Source organism: Streptomyces sp. NPDC049687 (assembly GCF_044465285.1).
Taxonomy (GTDB): domain Bacteria; phylum Actinomycetota; class Actinomycetes; order Streptomycetales; family Streptomycetaceae; genus Streptomyces.
The window spans coordinates 139,450-151,716 of the sequence record NZ_JBITLN010000012.1 but is presented as its reverse complement, the minus strand read 5'-3'; the positions used below and the strand labels follow the sequence as shown (position 1 = coordinate 151,716).

General features: G+C 70.5%; 12 protein-coding genes and 1 riboswitch. Of the genes, 11 read left to right on the top strand and 1 reads right to left on the bottom strand.

From position 1 onward, the window contains the following. The first annotated feature begins 41 nt into the window (after positions 1–41). The gene (locus ACIBVL_RS32100) at positions 42–638 is read left to right on the top strand and encodes a helix-turn-helix domain-containing protein (protein WP_399102861.1); all 597 of its coding nucleotides are present in this window, start codon (positions 42–44) and stop codon (positions 636–638) included. On the opposite strand, the gene ACIBVL_RS32095 is transcribed toward ACIBVL_RS32100, so the two are convergent. Continuing rightward, complete coding sequence (locus tag ACIBVL_RS32095) at positions 635–1,183, bottom strand: murein hydrolase activator EnvC family protein (RefSeq protein WP_399102637.1); 549 nt, start codon at positions 1,181–1,183, stop codon at positions 635–637. The genes ACIBVL_RS32100 and ACIBVL_RS32095 overlap by 4 nt on opposite strands. A 282-nt stretch (positions 1,184–1,465) precedes the next feature. Here ACIBVL_RS32095 and rpsB point away from each other — a divergent pair, with 282 nt between their 5' ends. The 10 genes from rpsB to ACIBVL_RS32045 all read left to right on the top strand — a co-directional run bounded on the left by rpsB (position 1,466) and on the right by ACIBVL_RS32045 (position 12,240). Next, on the top strand, positions 1,466–2,362 hold the full coding sequence (gene rpsB, locus ACIBVL_RS32090) for a 30S ribosomal protein S2 (protein WP_399102635.1): 897 nt from the start codon (positions 1,466–1,468) through the stop codon (positions 2,360–2,362). Between the two features lie 163 nt (positions 2,363–2,525). Next, positions 2,526–3,362 carry a translation elongation factor Ts gene (tsf, locus tag ACIBVL_RS32085; protein WP_399102633.1) on the top strand — a complete coding sequence of 279 codons (837 nt, stop codon included), beginning with the start codon at positions 2,526–2,528 and terminating at the stop codon, positions 3,360–3,362. A 192-nt stretch (positions 3,363–3,554) separates the two neighbouring features. After that, complete coding sequence (pyrH, locus tag ACIBVL_RS32080) at positions 3,555–4,313, top strand: UMP kinase (RefSeq protein ID WP_399102631.1); 759 nt, start codon at positions 3,555–3,557, stop codon at positions 4,311–4,313. Positions 4,314–4,489: 176 nt separating this feature from the next. Then, positions 4,490–5,047, top strand: coding sequence for a ribosome recycling factor (frr, locus tag ACIBVL_RS32075; RefSeq protein ID WP_399102629.1), 558 nt, complete (start codon positions 4,490–4,492; stop codon positions 5,045–5,047). Beyond that, on the top strand, positions 5,047–6,213 hold the full coding sequence (locus ACIBVL_RS32070) for a phosphatidate cytidylyltransferase (RefSeq protein ID WP_399102627.1): 1,167 nt from the start codon (positions 5,047–5,049) through the stop codon (positions 6,211–6,213). The genes frr and ACIBVL_RS32070 overlap by 1 nt, the downstream gene beginning before the upstream one ends. 145 nt (positions 6,214–6,358) lie before the next feature. Continuing rightward, positions 6,359–6,808 carry an SRPBCC family protein gene (locus tag ACIBVL_RS32065; protein ID WP_399102625.1) on the top strand — a complete coding sequence of 150 codons (450 nt, stop codon included), beginning with the start codon at positions 6,359–6,361 and terminating at the stop codon, positions 6,806–6,808. 299 nt (positions 6,809–7,107) lie between these two features. Then, complete coding sequence (gene rlmN, locus ACIBVL_RS32060; protein WP_399102623.1) at positions 7,108–8,214, top strand: 23S rRNA (adenine(2503)-C(2))-methyltransferase RlmN; 1,107 nt, start codon at positions 7,108–7,110, stop codon at positions 8,212–8,214. Between the two features lie 25 nt (positions 8,215–8,239). Further along, positions 8,240–8,347, top strand: a riboswitch (TPP riboswitch). A gap of 70 nt (positions 8,348–8,417) precedes the next feature. Beyond that, complete coding sequence (locus ACIBVL_RS32055; protein ID WP_399102620.1) at positions 8,418–9,527, top strand: thiamine ABC transporter substrate binding subunit; 1,110 nt, start codon at positions 8,418–8,420, stop codon at positions 9,525–9,527. Further along, positions 9,503–11,173 carry an ABC transporter permease gene (locus ACIBVL_RS32050; protein WP_399102618.1) on the top strand — a complete coding sequence of 557 codons (1,671 nt, stop codon included), beginning with the start codon at positions 9,503–9,505 and terminating at the stop codon, positions 11,171–11,173. The genes ACIBVL_RS32055 and ACIBVL_RS32050 overlap by 25 nt, the downstream gene beginning before the upstream one ends. Continuing rightward, positions 11,173–12,240, top strand: coding sequence for an ABC transporter ATP-binding protein (locus ACIBVL_RS32045; protein ID WP_399102616.1), 1,068 nt, complete (start codon positions 11,173–11,175; stop codon positions 12,238–12,240). Before ACIBVL_RS32050 ends, ACIBVL_RS32045 begins: the two co-directional genes overlap by 1 nt. Positions 12,241–12,267: the final 27 nt, after the last annotated feature.

Genomic DNA, 12,267 nt, shown 5'->3' with positions numbered 1-12,267 from the left:
GTCCGTAAAGTGGTCACGTGCCAAGGATTCGAGCGGCCTCCGTGGCCGAGCACCGGTCGATGCAGCGTGCCGCCCTGCTGGACGCGGCACGCTCCCTGCTGTCCGAGGGCGGGACGGAGGCGCTGACCTTCCCCGCGCTCGCCGAGCGGACGGGGCTCGCGCGTTCGTCCGTGTACGAGTACTTCCGGTCGCGGGCCGCCGTGGTCGAAGAACTGTGCGAGGTGGACTTCCCCGTGTGGGCGGCGGAGGTCGAGGCGGCGATGGCCGCGGCGGAGGGAGCCGAGGCCAAGATCGAGGCATATGTGCGGCGGCAGCTGGGGCTGGTGGGGGACCGGCGGCACCGGGCTGTGGTGGCGATCTCGGCGAGCGAGCTGGATGCGGGGGCTCGGGAGAAGATCCGGGCCGCGCACGGAGGGCTGGTCGCGATGATCGTGACGGCGTTGGGGGAGATGGGGCATGGCGAGCCCCGGTTGGCGGCGATGCTGGTGCAGGGGGTCGTGGACTCGGCCGTGCGGAGGATCGAGCTGGGGGCGGCGGAGACGCCGGAGGCGATCACCGAGGCAGCGGTGCGCATGGTGCTGCGGGGGGTGTGCGGCACTGGGGGAGGCACGACTGCCCGCGCCGAGAACCTGCCCTAGGAGGACAGGGGCAGTAGCCTCGACGGGCCCCGCCGCAGCAGCGACGGGGGCAACAGCGCCAAGGGGTTCAGGTACGTCCGGTCCCTTCGCAGGCCCCAGTGCACGCACGGTGTCGTGCAGTGGGAGCCCGTCGGCTCCACCGTGCCGATGACCTCGCCCGCGGTCACCTCCTCGCCCTTCGGGACCGAGGCCCGTACCGGTTCGTAGGTCGTTCTGAGGTCCGTGCCGGTCAGCTCCACGGACACGACACCCTTTCCCGCCACCCGGCCGGCGTACATCACCCGGCCGGCGGCCACCGCTCGTACCGGTGCGCCCGGTGCCGCCGCCAGGTCCACGCCTCGGTGGCCCCGGGCGTACGCCGTCACCGGGGGCTCCCAGCCCCGTAGGACCGCCGGACGCGTTCCCACCGGCCAGGTTCTGCCGATCGCCGGTACGGGTGGGGGAGGGGCGGCCGGCGGCGGTGGAGACGGGTCCGCCCACGCCACGGACGCCAGCAGGGCCGGCACCAGCAACAGCCCCAGGCCCGCGCATCGCTTCGTGTCCATGGGGAGAACCGTCCCGCGCGGGAGTCGATCCCGGCCGAGACCTGTGGACAACCTTCCGGTTGTGGAGAGCGGCGTCACCCGGTGGCCCGCGGGTCCCGTACACTTCTTCTGGCGATCCGGGTCACCGGGTCGACTTCGCACGCCCCGGTATCGGGGGCCGGCCACGGTCGGTTCTCCGGTATCCGCGCCCCTCGGTCCTTCGTGGCTCGGCGCACCGCGGGCGTCAGGCGCGGGAGCCGTCCGGCATCCGCGGCACAACCGAGAAACCCAAGGAGAACGGCCATGGCCGTCGTCACGATGCGGGAGCTGCTGGAGAGCGGCGTCCACTTCGGTCACCAGACCCGTCGCTGGAACCCGAAGATGAAGCGCTTCATCTTCACCGAGCGCAACGGCATCTACATCATCGACCTGCTCCAGTCGCTGTCGTACATCGACCGCGCCTACGAGTTCGTCAAGGAGACCGTCGCCCACGGCGGCACGGTCATGTTCGTCGGCACGAAGAAGCAGGCGCAGGAGGCCATCGCCGAGCAGGCCACCCGCGTCGGCATGCCCTACGTCAACCAGCGCTGGCTGGGCGGCATGCTCACCAACTTCTCGACCGTCTACAAGCGTCTGCAGCGCCTCAAGGAGCTCGAGCAGATCGACTTCGAGGACGTCGCCGCGTCCGGTCTGACCAAGAAGGAGCTTCTCGTGCTCTCGCGCGAGAAGGCCAAGCTGGAGAAGACCCTCGGTGGTATCCGTGAGATGTCCAAGGTTCCCAGCGCCGTCTGGATCGTGGACACCAAGAAGGAGCACATCGCGGTCGGCGAGGCCCGGAAGCTGAACATCCCGGTCGTCGCCATCCTCGACACGAACTGCGACCCCGACGAGGTCGACTACAAGATCCCGGGCAACGACGACGCGATCCGCTCCGTCACCCTGCTCACCCGCGTGATCGCCGACGCCGTCGCCGAGGGCCTCATCGCCCGTTCCGGCGTCGCCACCGGTGACAAGGGTGAGAAGGCCGCGGGCGAGCCGCTCGCCGAGTGGGAGCGCGACCTGCTCGAGGGCGAGAAGAAGGCCGAGGAGACCCCGGCCGCCGAGGCTCCGGCCGCCGAGGCTCCGGCTGCCGAGGCCGCCGAGGCGCCCGCCGAGGCTCCCGCCGCCGAGGCCCCGGCCGCGGACGCCGAGCAGGCCTGACCGTCCCGTCAGCGTCAAGGTTGACGGCGGGGGCGGTGACATGAAGTCCGCCCCCGCCGTTCACCCGTAGATCGGCGGCGTGTCAGCCGCTCCCCGCTCCCTGGGGACGGGGCAGACCCCCTGATCTTCGATCTTCCAGACTTCGAGAAAGATTCACAGACTCATGGCGAACTACACCGCCGCCGACGTCAAGAAGCTCCGTGAGCTCACGGGCGCCGGCATGATGGACTGCAAGAAGGCGCTGGACGAGGCCGAGGGCAACGTCGAGAAGGCCGTCGAGGCGCTCCGCATCAGGGGCCAGAAGGGCGTCGCCAAGCGCGAGGGCCGCTCCGCCGAGAACGGCGCCGTGGTCGCGATCATCGCCGACGACAACTCCTCCGGCGTCCTGGTCGAGCTGAAGTGCGAGACGGACTTCGTCGCCAAGGGCGACAAGTTCCAGGCCGTGGCCAACGCCATCGCCGAGCACGTCGCCAAGACCTCCCCGGCCGACCTCGAGGCGCTGCTCGGCTCCGAGATCGAGGCCGGCAAGACCGTCCAGGCGTTCGTGGACGAGGCCAACGCCAACCTCGGCGAGAAGATCGTCCTGGACCGCTACGCGCAGTTCGACGACGGTTTCGTCTCCGCGTACCTGCACCGCACGATGCCCGACCTGCCCCCGCAGATCGGTGTCCTCGTCGAGCTGGACAAGCCGAACGCCGAGGTCGCCAAGGGCGTCGCCCAGCACATCGCCGCCTTCGCGCCGAAGTACCTCTCCAAGGAGGACGTGCCGGCCGAGGTCGTCGAGTCCGAGCGCCGCATCGCCGAGGAGACCACCCGCGCCGAGGGCAAGCCCGAGGCCGCGATCGCCAAGATCGTCGAGGGTCGCCTCAACGGCTTCTTCAAGGACGCGACGCTGCTCGGTCAGCCGTACGCGCTCGACAACAAGAAGTCCGTCCAGAAGGTCCTGGACGAGGCCGGTGTCACCCTGAAGCGCTTCTCGCGCATCAAGGTCGGCATCTGAGTCCGTACCGCGACGGACGCCCGGCCGCTATAGGGTCGTAAGCAGTCGTCCCGGTACGCCGTCACGCGCGCGTGCGTGATGGACGACAGCAGATCTGACGAGGAGGCCATTGCCGCGCATGGGTTGCGAAGGACACCCGACCGGCAATGGCCTTCTTCGTATGTGCACCACGTGAAAGAGGCGGGATCTCCCATGACCACCAAGGCCCAGAAGAGCGACGACGGCAAAGTACGCGGCCGGTTTCTGCTGAAGCTGTCCGGAGAGGCGTTCGCCGGTGGCGGGGGCCTGGGCGTGGACCCCGACGTGGTGCACAAGATCGCCCGTGAGATCGCGGCCGTCGTGCGCGACGGGGCGGAGATCGCGGTCGTCATCGGCGGCGGCAACTTCTTCCGCGGCGCCGAACTCCAGGTGCGCGGCATGGACCGGGCCCGCTCGGACTACATGGGCATGCTCGGCACGGTCATGAACTGCCTCGCTCTCCAGGACTTCCTGGAGAAGGAGGGCATCGACAGCCGCGTCCAGACCGCCATCACCATGGGCCAGGTCGCCGAGCCGTACATCCCGCTGCGCGCCGTGCGCCACCTGGAGAAGGGCCGCGTCGTGATCTTCGGCGCCGGTATGGGCATGCCCTACTTCTCCACCGACACCACCGCCGCCCAGCGCGCCCTGGAGATCGACGCCGAGGCGCTGCTGATGGGCAAGAACGGGGTCGACGGCGTGTACGACTCCGACCCCAAGACCAACCCGGAGGCCGTCAAGTTCGACGCCCTCGGCTACGGCGAGGTCATCACGCGCGACCTCAAGGTCGCCGACGCCACCGCCGTCACGCTGTGCCGCGACAACAAGCTTCCGATCCTCGTTTTCGAGCTTCTGGCCGAGGGCAATATCGCTCGCGCCGTCAAGGGTGAGAAGATCGGCACGCTTGTGGGTGAGCAGGACAGCCGGGCCTGACCGGAAAACCCCCCGGGTTCGCACGACAACCCGTGACCGGGGGACGGACCCTGGTCGGAGGATGGACAATGTCCTGCCGGTCGGGAACCGTGCAGGAAGAAGACGCGACGCAGCCGGCCGCCGCCACCGACAGGGAACCGCAGCCGGGCCTTACTCAAGACACGCAGGAGCAAGTGGTGATCGAAGAGACCCTCCTCGAGGCCGAGGAGAAGATGGAGAAGGCCGTCGTGGTCGCCAAGGAGGACTTCGCCGCGATCCGCACCGGCCGTGCGCACCCGGCGATGTTCAACAAGATCGTGGCCGACTACTACGGCGCGCCGACGCCGATCAACCAGCTGGCTTCGTTCTCCGTGCCGGAGCCGCGCATGGCGGTCGTCACCCCGTTCGACAAGACGGCGCTGCGCAACATCGAGCAGGCGATCCGTGACTCCGACCTGGGCGTCAACCCGAGCAACGACGGCAACATCATCCGGGTGGTGTTCCCCGAGCTCACCGAGGAGCGCCGCCGCGACTACATCAAGGTCGCCAAGAGCAAGGCGGAGGACTCCCGGGTGTCCATCCGTTCCGTGCGCCGCAAGGCCAAGGACGCGATCGACAAGCTCGTCAAGGACGGCGAGGTCGGCGAGGACGAGGGCCGCCGTGCGGAGAAGGAGCTCGACGACACCACCGCGAAGTACGTCGCTCAGGTGGACGAGCTCCTGAAGCACAAGGAAGCGGAGCTGCTCGAGGTCTGATGAACGACTCTTCCTGGGGTTCTCCGCCGCAAGCCGGGTCACAGGCCGGGTACTGGGGGCCCATCGACCAGGGACCTGTCCAGGGGGCTGCCCCGGCGGGTCCCGCGTACGATGCGCCTGAGGCGCAGCAGACTCGCCCCATGCCCATCGTCCCCGACCTACCCGCTCACGGCGGAGACCAGGATGACGACAGGGGGGCCGCTCGGCTGGGCGGCCCCTTGTTCCACGACGAGCCGTACGGCAGCGCCGCTCACGGCGACCACACACCGTCGGCACGGCCCCATGCGGCGGTGCCGCAGAATCCGGAGCCCATGCCCGACGCCCCTCAGCCGGCGCCCGCACCGCAGAAGAAGAGCGCGGGCCGAGACCTGAGCGCGGCCATAGGGGTCGGGGTCGGGCTCGGTGCGCTGATCGTCGTGTCGCTGTTCATCGTCAAGGCCGTGTTCGTCGGTGTGATAGCGGTCGCCGTCGTCGTGGGTCTGTGGGAGCTGACCAGCAGGCTGCAGGAGCGCAAGGAGATCAAGGCACCGCTCGTGCCGCTGGCGCTCGGCGGCGCCGCGATGGTCGTCGCCGGATACGTCAGGGGACCCGAGGGCGCCTGGGTCGCCATGGCCCTGACCGCGCTCGCGGTCCTGGTCTGGCGGATGACCGAGCCGCCGGAGGGCTACCTCAAGGACGTCACGGCCGGCGTCTTCGCGGCCTTCTACGTCCCGTTCCTGGCCACCTTCGTCGCCCTGATGCTCACCGCCGACGACGGCCCGCGGCGCGTGCTGACGTTCCTGCTGCTCACGGTCGTCAGCGACACCGGCGCGTACGCCGTCGGCTGGCGCTTCGGCAAGCACAAGCTCGCCCCGCGCATCAGTCCCGGCAAGACCCGCGAGGGCCTGCTGGGCGCCGTGTCGTTCGCGATGGTCGTGGGCGCGCTGTGCATGCAGTTCCTGATCGACGACGGCACCTGGTGGCAGGGTCTGCTGCTCGGCCTCGCGGTCGCGGCCAGCGCCACGCTCGGCGACCTCGGCGAGTCCATGATCAAGCGGGACCTGGGCATCAAGGACATGGGCACCCTGCTCCCCGGTCACGGCGGCATCATGGACCGTCTGGACTCGCTCCTGCCGACGGCTCCCGTCGTATGGCTGTTGCTCGTGCTGTTCGTGGGCTCCGGCTGACCGTCCGCACGCCACGGTTTTTCGCGGGCCCCCGTCCTGGTCGCTCAGGGCGGGGGCCCGCTGCCGTGGCCCGGTGGGCGGGTGAGTGGGACGATTCCCATGGAAGGCCTCACAGGGGGGATCGCCCTGAAAGGGGGCGGGCGTCATGTCCGACTTCCGCGAATCGATCGACGTCGACCGCAGTCCCGAAGAGGTGTGGGCGTACCTGAACGACCCGTCCCACCTGCCCGAATGGCAGGCGAGCGCGGTCTCGGCGGAGCCGCTCGACCCCGGCCCGATCGGTGTCGGCTCCCGAGTACGGATCACCCGGCACGTCGGCCGCCGGGAGATCCCGATGACCATGGAGTACACCGAGTACGAGCCGCCGTACGTCTGGGGTCTGCAAGGCGTCGACGGCCCCATCCGCGGTCATGTCCACGGTGAGATCGACCCGCTCGACGAGGGCCGCCGGTCCCGCGTGACCATGGAGGTCGACTTCGAGGGCAAGGGCATCGGCAAGGTCCTGCTCCCTCTGGTCGTCCGCCCCCAGATGCGCAAGGAGCTGCCGCTCAACGAACGGCTGCTGAAGGACCGACTGGAGCACCGCACGGCATAGACCGGCTGGGCGCCGGAGTGGATCCGAAGGGCTTCCCGACGGCCGGCGGCGACCTGGTCCGGGGGACCCGATCCGTCGAGAACGTCCTGCTCTTCGCCCTGGCCCCCGCGCTTCTGCTCGTCGGGGCGTTCAGGGGATGGGGTGGTCCTCGTGGCAGCGGCTGCTCGCGGGCGCGGGGGCCTCGCCCCGGCGCCCGGCGCCGTCGCGGCGACCGAGGGACGCGGCGGCACAGGCGCTCCTGACACGGTACGGGCTCGGCGCCGGGGGCACCCGATTGGATCTGCGACACTGGTACGGCCATGCCTAAGCCCGGAGAACTCACATTCGTAGCCCCCCGCGGAGCCAAGAAGCCGCCGCGGCACCTTGCCGACCTCTCGCCTGCCGAGCGGAAGGACGCCGTCGCGGAGATCGGTGAGAAGCCGTTCCGTGCCAAGCAGCTCTCGCAGCACTACTTCGCGCGGTACGCGCACGATCCGGCGGAGTGGACCGACATCCCGGCCGGCTCGCGCGGCAAGCTGCAGGAGGCCCTGCTGCCCGAGCTGATGACCGTCGTACGGCATCTGTCGACCGACCAGGGCACCACCCGCAAGACGCTGTGGCGGCTGTTCGACGGGACGCTCGTCGAGTCGGTGCTGATGCGGTACCCGGACCGGGTGACCATGTGCATCAGCTCGCAGGCGGGGTGCGGGATGAACTGCCCGTTCTGCGCCACCGGACAGGCGGGGCTCGATCGGAATCTCTCGACCGCCGAGATCGTGCATCAGATCGTCGACGGGATGCGGGCGCTGCGGGACGGAGAGGTTCCCGGCGGGCCGGCCCGGCTCTCCAACATCGTCTTCATGGGGATGGGCGAGCCCCTCGCCAACTACAAGCGGGTCGTCGGTGCGATCCGGGCGCTCACGGACCCGGCGCCGGACGGGCTCGGGCTGTCGCAGCGTGGCATCACCGTGTCGACGGTCGGCCTGGTGCCCGCCATCCACCGGTTCGCCGACGAGGGCTTCAAGTGCCGGCTCGCCATCTCGCTGCACGCGCCGGACGACGAGCTGCGCGACACCCTCGTCCCCGTGAACACGCGGTGGAAGGTGCGCGAGGTGCTCGACGCGGGCTTTGAGTACGTCGAGAAGTCGGGCCGTCGGCTCTCCATCGAGTACGCCCTCATCCGCGACATCAACGACCAGGCGTGGCGCGGTGACCGGCTCGGCCGGCTGCTCAGGGGCAAGCCCGTGCACGTCAATCTCATTCCGCTGAACCCGACCCCGGGCTCGAAGTGGACCGCGTCCCGTCCCGAGGACGAGAAGGCGTTCGTCGAGGCCATCGCGGCGCACGGGGTGCCGGTCACCGTCCGGGACACCCGTGGCCAGGAGATCGACGGAGCCTGTGGTCAGCTGGCCGCCACCGAGCGGTAAAATCTGGCCACGTCCACATATCTTCATATTCCGACAGGGGAGCGCCACAGCGCTGAGAGTGCGGCGAACGGGCCGCAGACCCTCTGAACCTCGCCCAGGTCATTCTGGGTAGGAAGTTCGGTCACCACTCAAGCTGTTGTGCCCTGCCCGGGCGTCCCCGGGCGGGGCCGCGTTCTTCCTGGCCAACCCCAGGAGGACATCCAGTGCACACCAAGACCTTCGTGGCGGCGACGGTCGGCCTCGGCCTGCTCACGCTGTCCGCGTGCGGGTCGTCCGACGCCAAGAGCCCGGCGGACTCCAAGACCGTCACCCTCGTCAGCCACGACTCGTGGGCCGCCTCCAAGAGCGTGCTCGCCGCCTTCGAGAAGGAGTCCGGGTACAAGGTCAAGGTCCTCACGGACGGCGACGCCGGGCAGGCCGTCAACAAGGCCATCCTCACCAAGGACAACCCGCAGGGCGATGTCTTCTTCGGCGTCGACAACACCCTCCTCTCCCGCGCCCTCGACAACGGCCTGTTCCAGTCGTACGCGGCCAAGGGGCTCGACCAGGTCGGCAGCGCGTACCAGCTGGACGCCGGCAAGCACCGGGTCACGCCGATCGACTACGGCGACATCTGCGTCAACTACGACAAGAAGTACTTCGCCGACCACGAGCTGACCCCGCCGGCCACCTTCGCCGACCTGGTGAAGCCCGCGTACAAGAACCTCCTGGTCACCGAGAACGCCTCCACCTCCTCGCCCGGCCTCGGCTTCCTGCTCGGTACGGCCGCCCGGTACGGGGACGGGGGCGCCTCCGGCTCGAGCGGAGCCGAGAGCGGGGGAGGCTGGGAAGAGTACTGGAAGCAGCTCAAGGCCAACGGTGTGAAGGTGGTCGACGGCTGGGAGCAGGCCTACAACGAGGAGTTCTCGGGGTCGGCCGGCGGCAAGAAGGCCAAGGCGGACCGGCCGCTCGTCGTGTCCTACGCCTCCTCGCCGCCCGCCGAGGTGATCTACGGCGACCCCAGGCCCAGCACCGCCCCGACCGGGGTCGCGGCCGGGACCTGCTTCCGGCAGATCGAGTTCGCCGGGCTGCTGAGCAACGCGCGCAACAGCGCGGGCGGCAAGGCGCTCATCGACTTCCTGATCACCAGGAAGTTCCAGGAGGACATGCCGCTCAACATGTTCGTCTACCCGGTGGTGGAGGGCGCGAGCGTGCCCGCCGAGTTCACGAAGTACGGGCCCGCCGCCAAGGACCCCGAGACCATGGACCCGGCGGAGATCGCCGACCACCGCGACCAGTGGGTCAAGTCGTGGACCTCGCTCGTACTGAAGTAGCCCCGGCCGAAAGGCCTTCCGGGAGCGCGGCGCGGCTCGGGCTCATGGTCCTGCCCGTCGCGTTCTTCGGGCTGTTCTTCGCCTACCCCGTCGCCGCGATCGTCGCGCGCGGGCTGCGGGTCGACGGGGTGTGGCAGCTCGGGCGGCTGACGGAGGTACTGGGCCAGTCCGACATCCGGCACGTCCTGTGGTTCACCACCTGGCAGGCGCTCGCCTCCACCGCGCTCACCCTGCTGGTCGCCCTGCCGGGCGCGTATGTCTTCGCCCGGCTCGACTTCCCGGGCAAGCAGCTGCTGCGGGCCGTGGTCACCGTCCCGTTCGTGCTGCCGACGGTCGTCGTCGGTACGGCGTTCCTCGCGCTCGTCGGACGCGGCGGGCTCCTCGACGAGCTGTGGGGCGTACGCCTCGACACGACCGTGTGGGCGATCCTGCTCGCACACGTGTTCTTCAACTACGCGGTGGTCGTCCGGACGGTCGGCGGGCTGTGGGCCCAGCTCGACCCCAGGCAGGAGGAGGCCGCGCGGATGCTGGGCGCCTCACGCCGAAGGGCCTGGCGCACGGTCACGCTCCCCGCCCTCGGGCCCGCCGTGGCAGCCGCCGCGCTGATGGTCTTCCTCTTCACCTTCACCTCCTTCGGCGTGGTCCAGATCCTCGGCGGACCCACCTTCTCCACCCTCGAGGTGGAGATCTACCGGCAGACCTCCGAGATCTTCGACCTGTCCACGGCCGCCGTCCTGACGATCGTCCAGTTCGTGGCCGTGGGCGCGATCCTCGCCGTGCACGCCTGGACCGTACGGCGGCGGGAGACCGCGCTGCGGCTGGTGGACGCGAACATGACCGCCCGGCGGCCGTACGGGGCGGGGCAGTGGGCGCTGCTGGCCGGGGTGCTCGCGAGCATCGCCGTGCTGCTGGTGCTGCCGCTCGCCGTACTCGTGCAGCGGTCCCTGGACGCGCCCGGCTTCGCCTACTACCGGGCGCTGGCCGACGAGGAGGGCAATGTCTTCCTGGTCCCGCCGATCGAGGCGGTCGGCAACTCGCTGGAGTACGCCGTCGCCGCGACCGCGATCGCGGTGGTGATCGGCGGGCTGGCCGCGGCCGCGCTCACCCGGCGGGACGCCGGGCGGCTCGTCCGCGGCTTCGACGCGCTGCTGATGCTGCCGCTGGGCGTGTCCGCGGTGACCGTCGGCTTCGGGTTCCTGATCGCGCTGGACGAGCCTCCGCTGGACCTGCGGAGCAGCTGGATCCTCGTTCCCCTCGCCCAGGCGCTGGTCGGGGTCCCCTTCGTGGTACGGACGATGCTGCCCGTGCTGCGGGCGGTGGACCACCGGCTGCGGGAGGCGGCGGCCGTCCTCGGGGCGTCTCCCTGGCGGGTGTGGCGGGAGGTGGACCTGCCGATGGTGCGGCGGGCGCTGCTCGTCGCGGCCGGGTTCGCCTTCGCGGTGTCACTGGGGGAGTTCGGGGCGACCGTGTTCATCGCGCGGCCCGACAACCCGACGCTGCCGGTGGCGGTGGCGCGGCTCCTCGGCCGGGCCGGTGAGCTCAACTACGGGCAGGCGATGGCCCTGTCGACGATTCTGATGGTGGTGTGCGCGGTGGCCCTGCTGGTGCTGGAGCGGCTGCGGGCCGACCGGACGGGGGAGTTCTGATGCCACCAGCACTTGTGTCACCGGCTCCGGCGCCACCCGCTGCTGTGCCGCTGCTCGAACTGGAGTGTGGGACGGTGCGGTTCGGTGGCCGGGCGGTGCTCGACGCCGTGGATCTGGGGGTCGCCGAGCACGAGGTGGTGTGCGTGCTCGGGCCGAGCGGCAGCGGCAAGTCGACGCTGCTGCGGGCGGTCGCCGGGCTCCAGCCCCTGGACGCGGGGCGGGTGTTGCTGGACGGGCGCGATCAGGCCGGGGTGCCCGCGCACAAGCGGGAACTCGGGCTGATGTTCCAGGACCATCAGCTGTTCCCGCAGCGGGACGTGGGCGGCAATGTGGCGTTCGGGCTGCGCATGCACGGGGCCGGCAAGAAGGAACAGGATCAGCGGGTAAGGGAGTTGCTCGACCTGGTCGGTCTTCCCGGCGCCGCCCGCCGGGCCGTCGCCGCGCTCTCCGGCGGCGAGCAGCAGCGCGTCGCACTGGCCCGCGCCCTCGCGCCGCGCCCCCGGCTGCTGATGCTCGACGAGCCGCTGGGCCAGCTGGACCGTTCGCTGCGGGAACGGCTGGTCGTCGAACTGCGCGAACTCTTCGGGCGGTTGGGCACCACGGTCCTCGCGGTCACCCACGACCAGGGTGAGGCGTTCGCGCTGGCCGACCGGGTCGTGGTGATGCGGGAGGGACGGATCGCCCAGTCCGGTACGCCTCTTGAGGTGTGGCAGCGGCCGGCGGACGCGTTCGTGGCCCGTTTCCTCGGCTTCGAGAACGTGGTGGAGGCGGCTGTCGCCGACGAGGTGGCGGTCACGCCCTGGGGCAAGGTGCCGGTGCCGGACGGCTCCCCGCAGGGGCAGCGCACGCTGCTCGTCCGGCCGGCCGGCGTCCGTCTGGTCGCCGCCGACGAGGGCCTGCGCTGCACGGTCGCCGCCCGCACGTTCAAGGGCACCCATGTCGCCGTCCACCTCCAGCCGCAGGGCGCGCCGCGGCTGGAGGCGGCGTGTGCGCTGCGCGAGGCGCCGGAGGTCGGGGACGGGGTCGGGGTGGTGTTCGACGCGACCGAGACCGTGGTGCTCGACTGAGGGCCCGCCCCGGAGAGGGACGGGCCG

Bases quoted from the DNA above. Each gene is read 5' to 3' on its own strand.
- ACIBVL_RS32095 (WP_399102637.1), bottom strand. From the start codon at position 1,183: ATGGACACGAAGCGATGCGCGGGCCTGGGGCTGTTGCTGGTGCCGGCC.
- rpsB (WP_399102635.1), top strand. From the start codon at position 1,466: ATGGCCGTCGTCACGATGCGGGAGCTGCTGGAGAGCGGCGTCCACTTC.
- tsf (WP_399102633.1), top strand. From the start codon at position 2,526: ATGGCGAACTACACCGCCGCCGACGTCAAGAAGCTCCGTGAGCTCACG.
- pyrH (WP_399102631.1), top strand. From the start codon at position 3,555: ATGACCACCAAGGCCCAGAAGAGCGACGACGGCAAAGTACGCGGCCGG.
- ACIBVL_RS32070 (WP_399102627.1), top strand. From the start codon at position 5,047: ATGAACGACTCTTCCTGGGGTTCTCCGCCGCAAGCCGGGTCACAGGCC.
- ACIBVL_RS32065 (WP_399102625.1), top strand. From the start codon at position 6,359: ATGTCCGACTTCCGCGAATCGATCGACGTCGACCGCAGTCCCGAAGAG.
- rlmN (WP_399102623.1), top strand. From the start codon at position 7,108: ATGCCTAAGCCCGGAGAACTCACATTCGTAGCCCCCCGCGGAGCCAAG.
- ACIBVL_RS32045 (WP_399102616.1), top strand. From the start codon at position 11,173: ATGCCACCAGCACTTGTGTCACCGGCTCCGGCGCCACCCGCTGCTGTG.